Source organism: Ignavibacteria bacterium, assembly GCA_025612375.1.
GTDB lineage: Bacteria > Bacteroidota > Ignavibacteria > Ignavibacteriales > SURF-24 > JAAXKN01.
Genome location: JAAXKN010000046.1, coordinates 13,289 through 32,078, shown reverse-complemented (window position 1 = coordinate 32,078; position 18,790 = coordinate 13,289). Strand labels below are relative to the sequence as shown.

General features: G+C 42.6%; 11 protein-coding genes. 6 read left to right on the top strand and 5 right to left on the bottom strand.

Annotated features, from left to right (window positions below; translation table 11 throughout):
• Nucleotides 1–206, top strand: a 206-nt coding sequence (locus HF312_18805; GenBank protein MCU7522273.1) for a hypothetical protein, incomplete at its 5' end; no start/stop codon positions are given.
• Nucleotides 207–447: 241 nt separating this feature from the next.
• Entirely contained in the window at nucleotides 448–1,554 is a 1,107-nt protein-coding gene (locus tag HF312_18800) for an acyltransferase (protein MCU7522272.1), read from the top strand.
• Nucleotides 1,555–1,619: 65 nt separating this feature from the next.
• Here HF312_18800 and HF312_18795 read toward each other — a convergent pair whose 3' ends face one another.
• Nucleotides 1,620–2,882: a redoxin domain-containing protein gene (locus HF312_18795; GenBank protein ID MCU7522271.1), complete on the bottom strand. Its 1,263-nt coding sequence runs from the start codon at nucleotides 2,880–2,882 to the stop codon at nucleotides 1,620–1,622.
• 210 nt (nucleotides 2,883–3,092) lie between these two features.
• On the opposite strand from HF312_18795, the gene HF312_18790 reads away from it, so the two are divergent.
• Nucleotides 3,093–3,620 carry a 3'-5' exonuclease gene (locus HF312_18790; protein MCU7522270.1) on the top strand — a complete coding sequence of 176 codons (528 nt, stop codon included), beginning with the start codon at nucleotides 3,093–3,095 and terminating at the stop codon, nucleotides 3,618–3,620.
• 11 nt (nucleotides 3,621–3,631) lie between these two features.
• On the opposite strand, the gene HF312_18785 is transcribed toward HF312_18790, so the two are convergent.
• Nucleotides 3,632–4,177: a cupin domain-containing protein gene (locus HF312_18785; protein ID MCU7522269.1), complete on the bottom strand. Its 546-nt coding sequence runs from the start codon at nucleotides 4,175–4,177 to the stop codon at nucleotides 3,632–3,634.
• A gap of 63 nt (nucleotides 4,178–4,240) precedes the next feature.
• On the bottom strand, nucleotides 4,241–7,987 hold the full coding sequence (locus tag HF312_18780) for a DUF3857 domain-containing protein (protein ID MCU7522268.1): 3,747 nt from the start codon (nucleotides 7,985–7,987) through the stop codon (nucleotides 4,241–4,243).
• A gap of 297 nt (nucleotides 7,988–8,284) precedes the next feature.
• Between HF312_18780 and HF312_18775 the strand changes: the two genes are divergently transcribed.
• On the top strand, nucleotides 8,285–8,671 hold the full coding sequence (locus HF312_18775) for a cupredoxin family copper-binding protein (protein MCU7522267.1): 387 nt from the start codon (nucleotides 8,285–8,287) through the stop codon (nucleotides 8,669–8,671).
• Between the two features lie 190 nt (nucleotides 8,672–8,861).
• Nucleotides 8,862–9,278, top strand: a complete 417-nt coding sequence (locus HF312_18770; protein MCU7522266.1) for a CBS domain-containing protein — start codon at nucleotides 8,862–8,864, stop codon at nucleotides 9,276–9,278.
• Between the two features lie 134 nt (nucleotides 9,279–9,412).
• On the opposite strand, the gene HF312_18765 is transcribed toward HF312_18770, so the two are convergent.
• Nucleotides 9,413–14,956, bottom strand: coding sequence for a S8 family serine peptidase (locus tag HF312_18765; protein ID MCU7522265.1), 5,544 nt, complete (start codon nucleotides 14,954–14,956; stop codon nucleotides 9,413–9,415).
• 498 nt (nucleotides 14,957–15,454) lie between these two features.
• The gene (lepB, locus tag HF312_18760; GenBank protein ID MCU7522264.1) at nucleotides 15,455–16,390 is read right to left on the bottom strand and encodes a signal peptidase I; all 936 of its coding nucleotides are present in this window, start codon (nucleotides 16,388–16,390) and stop codon (nucleotides 15,455–15,457) included.
• Between the two features lie 322 nt (nucleotides 16,391–16,712).
• On the opposite strand from lepB, the gene HF312_18755 reads away from it, so the two are divergent.
• On the top strand, nucleotides 16,713–18,707 hold the full coding sequence (locus HF312_18755) for a GHKL domain-containing protein (GenBank protein ID MCU7522263.1): 1,995 nt from the start codon (nucleotides 16,713–16,715) through the stop codon (nucleotides 18,705–18,707).
• The last annotated feature ends 83 nt before the right edge of the window (nucleotides 18,708–18,790 follow it).

The window sequence follows — 18,790 nt, the reverse complement described above, 5'->3', positions numbered from 1 at the left end:
TTAACGCCGTGGAAGGAATAATAGACGACATAAGCCATGCCCATGTACCTAACATATTTGCCGAACGCGGCTACAAGGCCGACTGGAAATACAACAGAACGGAATTTATCCTTAAAACAGCCGCCGCAGCCGCCGTCAGCGCCGGCATAGTAGCCATGCTTATGCCAAAAAAGAAAAAGAAAGCCTGGTACAAAACAATCATATAAGCCTCCAATAATTTCTCTGTAGGGGCGCGCGGCGGCGCGCCCTCCTCAGAATGGCATAAACCATTAACCAATGCGGCGCCAGGGACCACTCCCTGGCGCCATCCTCCACTCGGCCTCAAAAATTACAATTCTTAATTACCAAAATATTCACTATTTTCACGGGGTGATTTTATACTATCCGTTCATAAAATACTGCAACCAAAAAACTTTCAGGTATTATATGGAAACTGCTGCGGGACAGATGAAAAACAAAACCAGGGACGCTAACATAGAGCTCTTGAGGATAATTGCAATGCTTATGATAGTAGCCCTCCACTATCTGGCGCACGGAGAGGGATTAGTTCGAAACCAGCCATTCGGCATCAGCTGGACGTTCGCATGGGCGCTTGAGGCCATTTGCATTGTTGCCGTAAACTGCTACATCTTAATAAGCGGCTATTTCCTCGTAACCTCGCAGTTCAGGGTAAAGAAACTCATCCGCCTGTGGCTTCAGGTGCTCTTTTATTCAGTTACCATTTACCTGGTGCTTATAGCGCTGGGACTTGAGCCTTTCACAATTAAACATCTGGCCATGGCATGTGTGCCTGTGTTAACGAACCAGTACTGGTTTGTCACTGTATATCTGGCGCTCTATATCTTTTCGCCTTTCCTTAACATAATGATTCACGCACTGAGCAGAAAACAATTTCAGAATCTCTTAATAATCCTATTTACAGTATTAAGCCTCTGGCCCACAGTGCTCCCGTTCGGATTCTCACTCGATAAGACAAACGGATTCAGCATCATTCACTTTGTATTCCTGTACTTTATCGCCTCATACATAAGGCTATACTGGAATCACGAAATAAAAAAAGGCTATTATCTCAGCGCCTACATTTTATTAACGCTGATGATCACAGCCTCCAAATTCGGCCTCACCGCACTCGGCTTTCACGCCTTATCAGGCATGTTTTTCGAATACAACTCAGTAACAGTAATATTATCCTCAGTAATGCTATTCATGTATTTCAGAAATGTCTCCATTAAGAGCACCGTCATAATTAAAATAATCTGTTCAGTCTCAGCATTAACATTCGGCGTATATTTAATACACGAAGACATATTCTTAAGAGGCATATTATACAAAAACATTCTTCACACGGATTTGTATATAAACACCCCCTATTTCATCCCCGCATCAGTCATAACAATCACAGGGATCTTCACCATATGCATATTTATTGACGCCCTAAGAAAGCAGCTCTTCACAGCTTTTGAACATAGCATGCTTTCAAATAAGGTCATTAAATATTTCAGCGCTCTATCATCAAAACTCCCCCTCTCCCCCAAAAGTATTTCAACCAAATAAAAAAGCCCGCACCGCGGGCTTTTTTATTTCTTACCGTCGAACGTAGAACGTCGAACGTCGAACGTTTACTCCAACACCTCCTTCAGCGTCCCCTCCAGATTCTGCCCCCGTAAAACATTCTCATTCCTAATCACCTTCCCATTCTTATCCACCAGATAAAGCGTCGGCCAGTGATTAATTCTGTACGACTGGTGGATCGTGCCGTTATCCAGCACATGGTTCCAGCCCATTTCCTTTTCATCCGTAAATTTCTTCAGGTAATCCTTATCTTTCTTCCCGTTTATATAATCGCTGCTTATGCTTATAATTTCAAAACCCTTCTCCTTAAACTGCTTATAAGCCTTAACAAGATTTGGTATCTCGCCAACGCAGGGGCCGCACCACGTGCCCCAGAAATCGAGCAGAACGTATTTTCCCTTAAAGTCGGAAAGCTTCATCTTCTCCCCCTTAATGGTTTCAAACTCAAACTCCGGCGCGTCCTTGCCCACGATCGATTCTGCAAATTTCTGCCCCTCTTCATTTTTCTTAATTCTGTCATAAGAGCGTTTAACATAGGTACTCATCTTTTCAGGAGGTATTTTCCCGATCAGATCTTTATATATTACGTCAATACCCATATATTCATTATTATAGATCCTTCCAAGAGAGTACATGTACTGGTCGTATGTCCTTACCTCAATGTTAAGCACATCGTAATTATCGCTGTATTTCTTTTTAAGATCTGTAAAGTATTTCTCGAAAAACTTTCTTTCCTTCTGCAGGCTGCTGTAATCATTTATTTTGGCCATCCTTTTTGTAAGGTAAGCAAACCTTGCAGTGAAGTTATCCGGAAAGTCCTTTACTTCAGCCTCCAGCTCACGTATCTGTTCATCCAGGGATTTCCCTGCCATGACCATAAAATCCACATTCGAGAATCTGGCGTTCCTCACAGGCTTCATTTTGCCGTCGTAGACATAAGAGACGTATGTTTTTCTCCTGTTGTCGTCATTTTTAGTTCCGTCTGTAAAATACCAGGATAGGAGTGAAGCCGCCTCAGGTATTTTAATTGAAGCCTTCCACAGGTTACCTTCTTTAGTCATCTTCTCTTTAAATGACCTTCCGGAATCCGGGTTCTGCACATTCCTGAAAAGATCGAAGGCATTATTGGGTCCGCTTACCTGCCTGCCCCAGTAGTCAAAAGCATAAACAAGCGTAACCTCATCTGAGCGTTCGAGCACGGCTGTCTGCGCCGGATTGTAACTAACAGTAAATGTTTCGCCGGAAATAGGTTTGCTCTGCGCAAAGAGACCTGAGGCAAGGATTAACAGGACAAAAAAGATCTTTTTCATGTTACATCTCCTGAAGTTAAATAATTTTATGGTGAAACCAGAACAAGTATGCAGTTTACTTTGAGAGAACATCAGGCCATGAATCCGATAATAGATTAAAATAGGAATTCTCTTTTCTAAAAGCGAACACAAAAGCAGATTTCACGTTAAATAAGCCATTTCATAAATGCCTGAAAAGATTTATATTTCGCAAAAAAAATGTGAGGCTCCTTGAAGTTCCTGGCTATCGATTTTGAAACCGCTAATTATAAAAGAGACAGCGCCTGCGCAGTTGGACTTGTACGCGTTGAGGATAATAAAGTTGTTGAAAGACAAACACACCTTATTAAGCCACCTAGCCCCTGGTTTGTCTTTACAGACATTCATGGCATTACATGGAAGGATGTGAAAAATGAACTGACATTTGGAGAATTGTGGCCCGATATTCGGCCAATGTTCAAAGGAGTGGATTTTCTTGCCGCCCATAACTCCTCTTTCGACGAGGGTGTCCTTAAGGCATGCTGCAGCCTCTATGATATCGACTACCCCGGAATCCCTTTCAGATGCACGGTTAAAATTTCGCGCGAGCTCTGGAATATACGCCCCACCCGATTAAACAACGTGTGCGAATATTTCGGCATTCCCTTAAACCACCACGAGGCCGGTTCAGATACCGAGGCATGCGCCAGAATTATGATTAAAGCTCTTGAGCACATGAGCAGTAACGGCATTAAACCGTTTGAAAGAAGAAGATTTTAACCCCCAGGATTCTATCTTACCGGACTCTTTCTTAACAGCACCCTTTCCAAAGCTTTCTTCCTGCTTTCTGCCGCATCATTAAGACTTTTCAGCTCCGGCGGATTCCAGTTTAGCCGTGCAAGATCTTCCCAATCCTCTTCCAGCACAATTGCGTCGTTATACGTAACCTCGCCATCAATAGCTTCAAATAAAAACTCCGGCGTTACAATGTAGATAACCCGGCAGATGTCGTCCGACTCATTTACCAGCTGAAAGAATGTCCCCTCCTGTGTAAGTACAGCCTCGCTTTTTTTCATCTCCAGCTTATATTTTTCAGAAGAAAATCTATCCTTCATATAGATGGATATTGCACCGTCCAGGACAAAGGTTACCTGCGATACCACGGGATGAACATGAATTTTGGATTTAGTGCCCGGAGGTATTTCGCCTATTGCAATACTTAGGCTTTCCTTTGAGGCGGCAGCGTTGCTTAAGAGGTCTGTTGAACTGAAAAGTGAAGCGACCTTTGTCCCGTCCGGCACGTTAAACAGGTCCGATGCTTTGAAAATTTTATTCATTCATTTTCCTTTTAGGGGCAGTCCGCAATAATGAATATTGGGACTGCCCCATGTGGCATTTCACTATATCTTCTTTTTCAGCAGTATCTGCTTTGAATCTTCTTTTATTACTTTATTGTAAAAATCCTTACTGGCAGCATAATCTTCCGTGGAAATACACTGGCTCTTAAAGGTAATGCTCCTTTTTGCGTGTATAACTCCGTCGCGGTATACAATGTCAATTGTGTAATCTGCAAAGGGAGAAGTAAGTGAGGCCGACTTATTGGCATCCATCGGCTCAAAACCCTCGGGCAGAACAACACTGACTTCTTCGGTCAGACTCCCGATGCCGGGGGTTTGGTTATAAGGGAATTTTCTCTTTTCATATGAAAACCCGTAATCAGGATTAAGACGGTCAAGCCACGGCATCTTTAATATTGAAAAGTCCCCTGTTTCACTTACCAGGTCGGGCGTTTCAAATGTATAATCGTACTCCGCCGGTGCCTCAAACTCATTCAGGTTTCCGCAGTTGTATTCCAGAAGCTTTAAGTTCGGGAAGTACTGGCTTAATGACTTGGTTATATTCTCCTTGGCCTCTGTATTATCTATATACCTGAATAATTCCCTGTATGAAGCTCCCGTTATGCCCGTTTTCTTTACATTGCATTTAACTTTTATACTTCCGTCAGGATTAAAACTTACTGTTGAAGTCCTGGAAGAAATACTCTCCTGCAGGCTTTTCTGAGGCATTCTTGCAGGCGAAGTAACTCCCGGCTTAATTAAAAGATAAAATGCGTCCAGATCCATTAGAGGCAGAGTGTTAACAGGATAATTGTTTGCAGTAAGGTCAATAAATTTTTCACCCTTGCTTGTCTCCACCGCCAGTATGCAGTGGTTAAATATTACTGAAGGCAGCACATTCTCATACCTTCCGTTGCCGCTTGTGCTGAGCAGTACATAATAAGAATTAATTCCCGCTTCCTTCAGCATGGCTTTGCATAAGGTTGCTACATCCTTGCAGTCGCCAATTTTGCTGGCAAGAACATCCCTTGCCCTCTGCGGAATCAATTCCGACTGCCTGAAGGATACGCTGCTGTACCTTATATTTTCTGTAATGAAATCGTAAATGATCTGTATCTTTTCATCTTCCGAAAGCCCTGCTTTTCCTTCAAAGAGTTTATTCACCTGTTCTTTTATTTCGTAATTCGACCTGGTCTTATTCTTTGTCAGGTCCGAATACCAGTCAACCAGTAAACTCCAGTCGGGAAGGTTTGAAATAGTTAATACCTTGCCGATATCAATGAGTTCCGGCATGCCGTACTCTTCTGCTAATGCCTCCTGATCGTTCAGCGCCCAGCTGTAGATTGTCCCGTCTTCAGTTTTCTTCTTCTCAGGTTTATTTTTCATATTCTGAGTAGTGTATTTGAAGTCTGAATCGTTCTCCAGTAGTACACTGTAGCTTGCTTTTTTAACCGGGTAATAACTGCTGAAATTAAATGAGTCCCAGTAATACTTTGCCAGCATGCCCGCAAAAACATTCTTTATGCGGTACTTTATGTATACGCAGTCATTCTCCTCAAGCGACTTAAAAACAATATGGCTGTCTTCAACGTCTGCTTTTACTTCGCTTCCGTCCTTTTTAATAACAACAGCTTTTTCCACTATCAGCTGCTGGCCTGAATTATAGTTAACCCAGTACTCCTTATATGTATCAATTCCTTTTTTGTTAAAAAGCTTAACCAGCAGTTCCTCAGTCGATTCTGAGGCACCTCTTTCATAAACGAGCCTTTTCATGCTGTTCAAAAGAACAACGCCGTCGTCATTGGGGTAAGCATTATTTGCCGGCGCATTCTTTACCAGCTCATTTATATCGTCCTGTTCAAAATGCTGATACAGTGAAGTCTTCCCCTGCAGATCCCTTATAATATCCCGCGCCTCATAATTAGAAGGGTCGAAGGTTAAGGCATTATTAAACATTTCAATTGCCCGGCTCTTTTCATTTTTCATTCTGTAAATTTCGCCAAGCTGGCTCCAGTAAAGTGAGCTGTTATTACATAACTCCAGCGCCTTCATAATTTCAGCTTCAGCCTTGTCGTACTGGCGCATGGAATAATATGTTTTTGCTTTGGAGTAATAATAGCCGGGAGAAGCCAGTTCATACTCAATCAGCAGGTTCATGTATTTATCCCAGTTGGCTATATCCGATGCCTGAAGGTAATACTGGGCAATTGTATAAAGGGCGCTGTTATGGTAATTTATCTTCATGAACTCTTCAAGAACATTAACAGCATCCTGATTGCTTTTTTCTTTCTGATACTTTATTGCCGCATCCAGGTAAGCAAAATTATAATCAGAAGGATATTTCTTGCAGGCCTCTACATTAATCTCCACGATCTTCTCAATCTGGTTTCTTTTTGCCGCAAGACCTATCTCTTCTGCAAGCAGCTCCATTGAACCGGGTGCGGCTTTTGCCAGCATATCAATTACTTCGGAGGCTTTGTCATACTCTTCGTTTTTCATGTACTGGTCAATTTTATAAACCAGCACATCAGGAATGTACTTATCAGTCGAGAATATTTTCTCGTAAGCTGTTTCCATTTCGTCGTTCTTTTTACCTCTTAAGTAGGCTTCAGTTATCTTGTGGTAGAACAGCATGCAGTCGGGAAATTTCCTTATGGCCTCTTTAAGCACCATTTCAGCCTCAACCGACTTATCGTTCCTCAGATACGACTCGGCAAGAAACATATAGTTCTCCGGCTCTTCAGGATCTGTTTTTACTTTTTCGCTGAAGAAATCTTCTGCAAAATTGGATACCATTTTAGCATTAGCGGAGTTTGTTCTGCTGTACGATTGCTCTTCAGAAGAATACTTCAGGCCGTCTACACTTGCACCCTTATCATCGGTAATGCGGACAAGAAAGTTGCAGCTTGTTATTTCGGCCGAGCCGCACTTGACAAGAAGCCTGTTCCACCCCTCCTGAAGATCCACTTCCGCAATGTACGTGTCGAGGTCGTTGTTGCGTTCTTCAAAAATGTCAATTGCCAGAGCGTCATTTAAGAAGGCGCGCAGAAATCCCGAGGTGCCTATCCTTAGCTGCACCCTCTGCTTTTTGGGCGAATAAATAAATGTGTTACCGTAAAAAACCGCGTTCGACTGCGAATAAAAACGCGTAAAATCTATCCAGCGGTCCCTTCTTGCCATCGGAAGCTTGATCCACTTTGCGGGAACTCCGTTCTGCCCGGAATAAGTTTTCCCTGGCGCATATTCGTTCTCAGGAGCGTAAGCCTTGTCGTAGCCCGAAGCGGATATGTTGTCAAAAGGCCCTATAAGCATCCAGTCGTTTATTGAATTAATCCCTTTAAAATACTTTTCCGATTCCTCAAAATTCCTTTTGGAAACATAGTACTTGCCCAGCCTTTCATAGGCCATTGCCTTAAGGATTCCCATAGGATCGGGATTTTCTATGAGTTTTTTGTACCATTCCACTATCTCAGGGTTTGCCAGTTCCTTTCCGTAAACAGAGCTGGAGTACATTATGGGGTATAAATAAGGAAATGGTGAGGGTTCAATTTCAAGAGCTTTTTTAAATGTTTCCCAGGCATTCTGATGTTTGCCTTCAAGCGAGTACATAAAAGCAAGGCCCCAGTATGCGTGGGTGTTCTTGGGGTCTTCTTTAATTGCATTAAGAAAGCTTTCCCTGACCAGCTCATGATCATTTTTCTGCCATGCCTTCCAGGCATTATCAACGAGGGACTTGCTTTTGATATTCTCTGCAAAACAGTGAGATGACAATAGGACCAATAAAAAGACAACAGATGCCTTTAACGACATAGACAACTCCTTGGTTTTCAATAGGATAGGAATGATTTTCTTGAGGGTTTAAAATAATAGATATGCCGTAAAAACAAAAGCTTTACCTGAAGTCTTTGCAATGCCGGATTTAGTAAAAATATATTCCCCCCCTCTCTGTAACCTTTTCCTTTCTCCGTTATCCAATAAGAAAGCGCAGAGAGGGTGTTAAAGCAATTCAAAACTGAACACCAGGGCACCGGAAATCAATAAAAGAAAGGAAGAGCAGAGAATATGAGTTTAATAAAAAGTAATTTCATGAAGAATAAAGCCCGCCTTTTGGCTGCCTTTGTTATCCTTAGCCTGGCCGCTGTTGGCGGATGCAGCAAGAACGATTACAGCACAAGCCCCGCCCCGCAGACGGGCACCCCGGGAGGCGGCAATTCCGGAGGCGGTACTAATACTTCACAGGTGGTAATGAAAAGTATGGCATTTTCTCCGGCAAATATTACAGTTGCGGCCGGCACTACGGTTACATGGACTAACGAGGACCCTTACCAGCATACTGTAACCAGCGGCACTCCCGGAGCTCCCGACGGGAAATTCGACAGCGGCTTAATAGGCCAGAATGCCACATTCAGCTATAAGTTTGATACAAAAGGCACCTTCAATTATTACTGCAGGCCGCACCAGCAGGTGATGAAAGGAACAGTAACAGTCCAGTAATCTTATCTTGAAATATAATGCGCTGCAGGGGCGGATGAGCCATCTGCCCTCCACAGGCTCAAAGCCGCCCCTGCATTATATTCTCCCCCTTACTTCAATGGTATTCAAAAAATCCCCCGCAGGGAAATCACTTGACACTTTAAGCGATTTTTTGAATAGTATTGTAACAAACATTATAAGGAGGATTGAAATGACAATTAAAGAAATTATGACACCGCATGTGGAAATTATAAAACCCGAAATTTCTGTTGCCGAGGCGGCTCAGAAAATGAAATCGCTCGACTGCGGAATTCTGCCGGTCTACGAAAACGATAAACTAATCGGAATGATAACCGACCGCGATATTGTTATAAGGTCTTCTGCCGAAGGACACGACCCTAAGACCGATAAGGTCCGCGACATTATGACAAAAAAAGTTGTCTATTGCTACGAAGATGAGCCGGTTGAGAAAATGGCTGAAACAATGGAAAAAAACCAGATTAGGAGGCTTATCATCCTCAACCGCCAGAAACGGCTTGTAGGCATCTGCTCACTGGGCGATATGGCTCTGGCATCACACAATATGAAGCTGAGCGGAGAGGTTCTGGAAAAGGTTTCTGAACACTAATACATCCAATAAAAAAACCGCGCGAGCGGTTTTATATCTGTAGCCCAGGGTTATAATTCCCCTTTAGAGGATTTATAACCCTGGGTATGAATAACGGGAACAACATAAAAAACCGCGCAGCGGTTTTATGTCTGTTACTTTATCACCATCATCTTCTTAACCTTCCTGAAATCCCTGGAACCATCAGTCGCCCTTGCATCTAAAAGATAATAATACACTCCCGACGATAATCCGCTGGCGTTGAAATTAATCTGATGGAACCCGGCACTTTGAATTTCATTTACATACTTCCCCGCCTCCTGGCCAAGTGCGTTATAAATTGTAAGCTTAACGTGGCTTTCTGAAGGCAGCCCATACTTAATTACTGTTACAGGATTAAAGGGATTGGGATAGTTCTGCAAAAGCATGTAATCCTTTGGAATATGGCTGTATTCTTCTACACCGGTGGTAACCGAATCCGGACCGGTAAAGACTGATAACATAAATGGCGTAAATGAGCTTACACGGTATTTATAAAAAGACTTAACATTTATAGTTGAATCTGTGTAGCTTGTTATATTTGCATCTACTGTATCCAGAACCATAAAGTCAGCCGACTGCCTTCTTTCAATTATGAAGCCCGACTCTCCGTTGGATTTATCCAGCCATTTAAGCTCTATTTTGTTCCTGCTCAATACCTTTGCCTTCAGGCTGTCCGGCGCGTTAAGAAGCGTAGTAAATGCCCACGTGTCCGAATAGGTTTCCCCGGCAGCATTAATTGAACTTACCTTCCAGAAGTATTTCATCCCTTCTTTTAATTCCTTTACTACCCTTACTGTATCCTGGTGCGTGGAATCGGCAAATTTAATTTTTGAAAACTGCTCATCTTCAGATACAATAAGCCTGTATTTGTCTGTAAACTTATTAACTTTCCATTCCAGCTTAAGGGTTGCCAGGCTGTCCTTAGAGTCGTTCAATGGTTTTGCAAGCACCGGAATGGCCGGAAGAGGCGGTTTGGTTGTAAAGGTCCATTCCTCCGACCACGGCCCCGCGCCTCCCTGGTTTAATGCTCTTACCCTCCAGTGATACTCAGTACTGTTGGTAAGCCCCGGAATCTGTTTTAGTGTATCGGCAAATGCGGAATCATTTACCACAAGGCTGCTGAAATTAAGCTCTTTTGAAACCTGAAGCTGATACTTATCAGCGCCTTTGAATTTCCTCCACAGAAGGGTTAAAGCCAACGGCTGATTTACTGCTTTGTCTGCCGGCTGCTTCAGTACAGGAGCTGACCCCGGAGACAAAGTTATTGTGTTAAAGCTCCATACGTCCGACCACGGTCCCAAATTCTGACCGTTATGCACGGCCACCCTCCAGAAATATTTTTTACTGTAGCTAAGGAGGGTCATTGCCTTTGCTGTATCTGTCAGAGCCGAATCATTATACACAGTCCTTGTAAATGCAATGGTATCGCTTACCTGCAGATAATATGTCAAAGCTTCACCTGCCCGCCTCCACTTTAAGGTTACATTTTTGATAACCGTATCCTGGTCTTTTGGATAATCCAATACTCCTTTTGCCGGCACTGCGGAATATTTCTTTGAGCCGTATTCATATGCGCCCAGGTCAATCCGCCCGTTCCATATCCTGAAGTTTCCTGAAAGGTCCACAGCCGAAAACTTCAGTCCGTCATAAGTGTTTGTTCCTTTGTTAATGCATGGCGAGCTGCCTGAAAGATTGCCATATGAATCAGCAAATTGAGGATCAGCGCCATCAAAATAAAAAGAAATATTCTTTGAGCCCGAAGGAACAAACAGTTTTGCCGCGCCGCCTTTGATGCATGTGTTTGTTAATTCCAGAAATACCTTTACACTTGGATTCTCCAGAGGCTCTGCTGCAGTCCGGGAAACCAGGCTTACCTCATACTGATATTTTGCCGAGGCATTAATGTTATCAGCTATAATTGAATTTATAACTTTGCAGGAATCCGTAAATGCCGCGGCCGCAGGGTCCGTGGCAATCATTATTCCGGACTCTGATTTGTTGTTAAACAACGAGCTGTTATAAATGTAAGTTTTATTTTTATCCGCTAAAATATAAGCGCTGCTGGTATTTCTGCTAATAACACAGTTGTTTATATATAACTTTCCGGAAACGCTGTAAACAAGAGCCCCTGCAGTGCTGTTGCCTGTAAACCTGCAGCCATTAAATTCAGCTGTGCTCCCCTGACTGAAAAGGAATAAGCCTGAACTATTGTTGTCCGTAAACTCACACTTGGTAAATACAATTTTACGCGCCACGGATTCTATATTAAAACCCGTCATCTTTCTCAGTACAAGGTTTTCCAGCAAAATGTCTTTTGTATTATTGCCTCTTATGGTAATTATTCCCGTGTATGAAGTGTCCGATTCTGGTGAAAATACCACCTGCTCTTCAGGCGTGCCTTTTACTTCCAGATCGCCTTCAACTATAAGCCTGGTATTGGGCTGGAATAAAAGTGTTACACCTGCGTTTACTGTAAGCATATTGCCTTTCGAAACGTGCAGATCGTTTACAATATGATAGACTCCCTTTACCAGCTCTCCCGATATTTCACCGCCTTTGGAATTTATGTCTTCGCAGATTCCGGATAACAATATTTTTAATTTATTTGCAGAAGCAAGGTTTGTGTTTATGTAAAGAGTATCGTAATAATTCTTTACCTCTTTTGGACTAAAGCTGATCAAAATTTCATTTGCCTTAAAAGGCAGCATCTGTCCCGGCATTCCTGAAACTGTAAAGGCGCCTGAAGATACACTCCACGACTGCACGGGAACGGCATCCTTATTAAAATTAACGTATCCGGCAGAAACTGTTTTTGCGGTGGAATTTACAAGTCCGTTCCTACCGAAATCAATCGCCACCGGATAGAACACAAGCGGATTGCCTCCCTCATAACCCAGGTCATTCCTGCTTCCGTCCTGGTCGTTAAATATCTCAAGAGGGTTACCTTTATCCCTTAGTACGCTGTTTGCTGCAAGCCTGTAAGATAATGTATCGGAAAAGTCCGGTGCCGTATTGGAATTTCCGGCTATCTCGCTGTAATTTTTAATTGAGTTATGTGAAGCCGTAAACCTCTGATTAACGTCCTGAACAGTTTTGATCTCATTATTATATTTGTCCCATAAAATTGAATTTTCCAGCACACCGTCTTTAACTTGCATTACCATCAGTGCAGCGCCGTTGCCTCCGGTGCTGTTATAGTTATCATATAAAGTGCAGTTCGATACAATTGCAGTGGAAATGGTATTTAAGTTTATGATACCCTGGGTTCCGCCTATTGAATTCATGGCCCCCAGGCAGTTCTTAATAACAACTTTATTTATTGAAGAGGCATCAATCATGCTGCCCCAACTTTTACTTGCATTATGTTTGAACGAGCATTTATACACAAAAGCCTTTTCATTGGAATCTGTAGCCGATGATGCCCCCTGAATTTTTACTATACCCTGCGTGCAATTATTATTTAAAAATTCAGAATTCATTAGCCAGTTTTCCTTGCCCCGCAGAACCAGCGCTCCGCCCAGAACGGCATCGTTACCGGTGAAGCCTGATGAATCAATGAATAAGGTGGCATCACTTCCTGAAAAATCTACGGCTCCACCTTCAACTGCAGCATGGTTGCCATAGAAACGGGAATTTACAATCCTAAGGTCTGGCCCCGCGCAGTATATAGCGCCTCCGGAACTTCCGGTCTGCCCCGTACTATTCTTTGATGCGTATAAAAAGCTGCAGTGTTCAAATATGTACTTCCCGCGCCCTGTAAATGAAAAGCCGCTCCACGGTGTCTTCGGATCCATCGGTCTGAAGTATATTGAATCCTGCTTTGTACCTATAGCCCTTATTATGTACTCAGCGCCGGCATCGGACTGGCTTGAACTGATGCCGGAATTATTGCAGAATATTACTTCTACACCCGGTTCTATATCAAGCTTCTGCCCCGAAGCAACTTTAACAGTGGAGTTAATTATAATCGGGGACATTGCTTTGCTCCAGGTTCCGCTCACTTCTGCTGAAATAATCACAGTACCTTTGGGAATCGCCGTCAGCCTGCACCTTAACTGTTTATTTAAGGTTGCGCCGCCGCGCGAGAACCTGAAAGTAACTAGTGTATCATATGACCTTTCCTCCTTCGGATCGGCTTTTACCATAATATCCACCGACTGGTTAGCCCCCAGAGGAGTGTTTACAAGCACGTCTGAAAATAACCCGCCCGGACTTGAAATCAGGAAACCTTTTGCCGATTTGATGGTATCTATATTAATACTTTCTGTGGAGCTGTTATAAACCGTCACCTTTTTCTCAGGCATATTGCCGTTTAATGCCACCCAGCCAAAATCAAATACACTCTCTGAAAGCTTTACTGATATTATGCCGGAATTTTTAAGAGGCTTATAAAGGTTCAGCCTTCCTCCGCTTACGGTCTTACCGAGCATATTGCTGCTTTTGTCAACAGAAGATAAAAGAAGGTCTTTAACTTCAGCATTGGTCTTCTCCGGGTAGACAGTCTTAATCAGGGCAACGGCGCCTGTAACAAAAGGTGCCGCCATGGATGTGCCGCTTATATAGCCATATTGGTTATCCGGTATGCAGGAATAGATATCGACTCCTGGAGCAGACAGATCAGCACTTATTTTTCCATAATTTGAAAACGATGCCAGGTTGCCATTGGAATCGTGTGCAGCCACAGAAATTATATTTGGAAGGTCGTAAGCAGCCGGATACTGCGGAGTGATATCCATATCAATCCCGCTGTTTCCGCTTGCTGCAACTACTATAACACCGGCCTGATTGGCCTTGCTGATTTCATCGTAAAGTGCCTGGCTTCCAGCCGAACCGCCCCAGCTGCAATTTACTATTTTTATGCCGTTGGCAATACAGTATTCCAAGGCCTGTATTGCCTGGCTGGTCTCACCATCGCCAACATTGTTTAAGAACTTCATTGCCGCCAGTTTTACGTTCCACGCCGTTCCAGCAATGCCCAGATTATTGTTCCCTTTAGCCGCTATAATTCCCGCCACATGCGTACCATGGTGGTTGTCGTCCATAGGATTGTTATCGTTATTAAAGAAGTCCCACCCATGTACGTCGTCAACATAGCCGTTATGGTCGTCGTCAATTCCATTACCCGGAATTTCATTTTTATTTGTCCATATATTTGCTTTCAGGTCCACATGCAGGTAGTCAATTCCGCTGTCAATTACACCTATTACTATTGAAGTATCTCCTGTAGTTATAGCCCAGGCATCCATTGCACTAATGCCGGCTATAGAAGTTCCGTTTACCGCCCATTGAAGATTAAAGGAGCCATCGTTTGGTGCGCTGCAATGATGGACTACATAGTTAGGTTCTGCATACTCAACGTCAGGATTGCTTCTCAGCTCGCGGATCAGTGCATCAATGCTGTCAGTAGAAACCTTCCAGTGTTCTGCACCGGTGGACCAGATTTTCTTTACCGTGGCTTTTTTATTCTTCAGGATAACCGAGCGGCTGCCCGGCATATTTGACTGTGCGGATATACCGGGGTACCTCTTAAACTTTATTATAAGTTCGTCCTTTACAATATCCTGCCCATGATACTTAATTTTCTTAATTTCCTGGGGAAAGGCCGCAATATGTGCCGCAAGAATAAATGCCAGAATTAAAATGACAGAATGTTTCATTTTCTACCCGTCTGCTTCAGTTTGTTACGTCAGGGACAGTCACTTATTTAATAGGACAGGATGCCGGAGCGATATCCTGCACCCATAAAATAGAAATTAGATTTAAGCCATATCGTGACGCCAAACAAATGGGCAAATAATATTTCAGCAAACCTTTTATGGCTTAAAACCGCGGGAACTTTGATTTAAATCACAACTAAAGCATTGCATTACCATGGAAGCATCACGGGGGCATACCAATCGCATCCTGTCACAAACGGGCTATAAAATATAAGAATGCAAATTATTCTGAATTTGTCAAACGGTTTGTTTTGTGCCGGAGGGAATACCCATATACAACCACCTATTCCTAAAAACCGCGTTTAGCGGTTTCATATCTGTAGCCCAGGGTTACAAATTCCCGGAGGGAATGCCGTAACCCTGGGTAAAATATCAAAAATCCCCAAAACGCGTATAAGATTTATTACCTTCCCCCCGTCTTGCCAGGAATGTAAATAATCATTTAATGAGCCTTGCAATCCTGCCGGGCCTTACCGACCCTATTAATTCGAACAGATTATAGAAAGGAATGGAAGGATCCCACGACCAGTATATAACTTCAGCTCTTCCTATTATTTTATCTCTCGGCACAAATCCCCAGTACCTGCTGTCGGCACTGTTATCCCTGTTGTCGCCCATCATAAAATAATAATCTTTCTGCAGGGTATATGAACTGGCGGGCTTCCCATTTATTGTTATCCCGCCGCTGGAAGCATCCACAACCCGCTTTCCAAACTCACGGTCAATTATAGTTCTCCACTGCTCAATGTTCTGGGAATTTAATTTTATCACATCTCCTTTCTTGGGGATTACAATGGGGCCGTAATTATCCCTGTTCCATTTTGCACCTTTTGGAAATATATCGCCTTCATATATTCCTGCACGCCTTGTTTCAGGATCAACATATTGAATATCCGGAGGCCGCCGAAACTCCCTGCCGTTTACAAACAACACTTTATCCTTTATCTGAATTGTATCACCGGGAAGACCCACCAGCCTTTTTACATAGCTCCATATAACAGGTGAATTTAATTCATCAGAATTGCCCGGATAATCAAAAACAACAACCTCGTTCCTCTGCGGTTCATGATATGCAGGCAATGTGTAGAAAGGAAGCGGGATATCTGTAAAGGGGATATTCCTTGGAGTTGAGGACCCATAGATTACCTTGTTGACAAGCAGGAAGTCGCCGATCATGACTGTGCCTTCCATTGAGCCTGTAGGAACCCTTGAGGATTCCAGTAAAAAAGTTTTGATGATAAGAGCCCCTATTAGAGCAAACAAAATGTTCTTAACGAACTCCCGCCTTTTGCTTGCCGGCTTTACTTTACCTCTTTTTAATTCATCTTCGGTTTTGATTCCGGCAAACCGCTTCAGGCTGTCTTTAGCATTCAATGGTCATTCCCCCCATATTAATTGGAAACATTACTAACCAGGAGCCTGTATATTATAAAATCGGAATTAATTATTTGTTTCAATATGACTGACTTATTTCCGGCTTCTCATTACTAAAATATTTACGATAGACAATAACAGATTAGTCCCGGGCAAGAATATTTTTGGCTTAAAAATTAGTTTTGATCAGATTTATGAATTACTTATTTTTTCATAAAACTTTCCAATAAATTATAAATACTCATAATAAAAAGGCTTTGCTGTTTACAAACCGGTGACTGACACGAAAAATATAATATCACTTCTTTTAATTAGCTTACTAATGTTTTTCTCTGCCGGATGCAGGCAGAACAATAAAATAATCCCTCAGGCACAAAAAGGAATAATCAATTTAAGCTCCTGGGATTTTGATAATGACGGCCTGGCTGAACTGAATGGGCAGTGGGAATTCTACTGGAATAAAATATTAACGCCCGGCGAATTCCAGACTTCAGACAATTCCAGACTTCATTATTTTGAACTTCCTTCGCAGTGGAACGGAATCAAAAATACCGAACTGAAAAACCTGCCCCCTTTGGGCAAGGCCACATACAGATTAATAGTTAAACTCCCTAAAAATAATTCCAGGCGCGTAAGAACACTGTGCCTGAAATTTCAGGATATACACTCCTCATACAAAGTTTGGCTCAACGGCAGGCTCTATCTTGAAAAAGGGACTTTTTCTGAAATACCTGAGAAATGCATCCCTGCTTCGGGGCGCGAAGCGGTAAGTTTCGAGGATAGTTCGGCTTCCCTGGAAATAGTAATAAACGCAGTTAACTTCTTTGACACAAATGAGGCGGGAATTGACGAAAAAATTCTTCTGGGCACAGAACAGGGCGTTATACTGGAGTCGCAGCTGAAGAACTTTTTCTACCTGGTGAGCTTCGGCATTCTCCTTATTATGGGCCTCTACCATTTCCTGCTTTTTATTATCAGACGGAAAGAAAGAGAGTATCTCTACTTTTCTGTTATTTGCCTTCTGCTTGCCGTGCAGACAATCTGTGAAGGTGATAAATATGTTTTCTACATACTGCCCGGACTTTCGGTTTCGTTCTATCTCAAAGCATGGCTTGCATCAATCTCTGTTGTTGCTGTTTTGCTTAGGTTCTTCCGTATAATATTTCCTGACGAGCTTAATAAAACTGCAGTCAACTTTTTTACTGCCGCATTCATTTTTGAAGTGCTGTTTCTTTTTATCTTCCCCATAGAATATTTTATGCCCTTTATATACCCCACGTTTTATTTCTCGATAATAGTTGTAGGGTATCTGTTCTACGGGCTTTTCTTGGCCCTTCTTAGAAAAAGAAAACATTCTGTCTTGGTCTTTGCCGGAATGCTTCTGCCTCTGCTTGCCGGAATAAACGACCTTTTGTATGGGCTGGCTATTATCTATACAGGTTACTTCGGCTCTGTGGGATTCATATTGTTAATATTTTCACAATCTTACTTCCTGTCTTTAAGGTATAATGAATCGTACATGGAAGTGGAAAGCTTATCGAAAGAACTTGAAGCCGCAAACCGCAGCCTAGACAGTAAAGTGGAGGAAAGAACACTTGAGCTGAAAGCCGTTAACGCCGAGCTTTCAAAAACAATTGCAATAAAGAATAAGTTTTTCTCCATAATTGCCCACGACATGAAAAACCTCTTTCAGTCGATGTTTGGCTATTCAGATCTCATTATCATGAAGTCCGAAGAGGATGAGCAGCAGGAAATAAACGAAGGCGCTTTGGTAATCAAGGACACAACCACAAAAGCATATAACCTTATGGAGAACCTGCTTGAATGGTCGCTTTCGGAAACCGGGAATAAACGGCTTAAGAAAGAATTGTTAAACCTTAAGTCTGTAGTAAATGAAAATGTGGAGCTGATGGATGCCTACGGCAGGGCAAAACATGTTTGCCTCAGTGCCCGCGTAGATGAAAGCCTTCAGATTTCCGCCGATAAAAGAATGCTGAATACAGTTTTAAGGAACCTCATTTCAAATGCAATTAAATATTCTTTCAGTGATTCTACTGTTACAGTTCGGGCGGAGAAGCAAGACACAAACATAATAATTTTTGTCTCGGATGAAGGAATGGGAATTGAGAGTGAGAAACTGGATAAGATTTTTATGTCAGAAACTGTCCAAAGCACTCCTGGGACAAACAAAGAAAAAGGGACAGGATTAGGGCTTCTTCTGGTTAAGGAATTTGTGCAGAAGCATAACGGTACAATTTCAGCTTCAAGCGAAATAGGCAAAGGAACCACATTTGAAATCACTCTGCCGGTTTCATAGTCTTAGGCATTGCTTTCTATTGTTCTGCACTCAAATATGACACTCGTTTTTTAATATACCGGCAATAACAATTCAATGGGTGG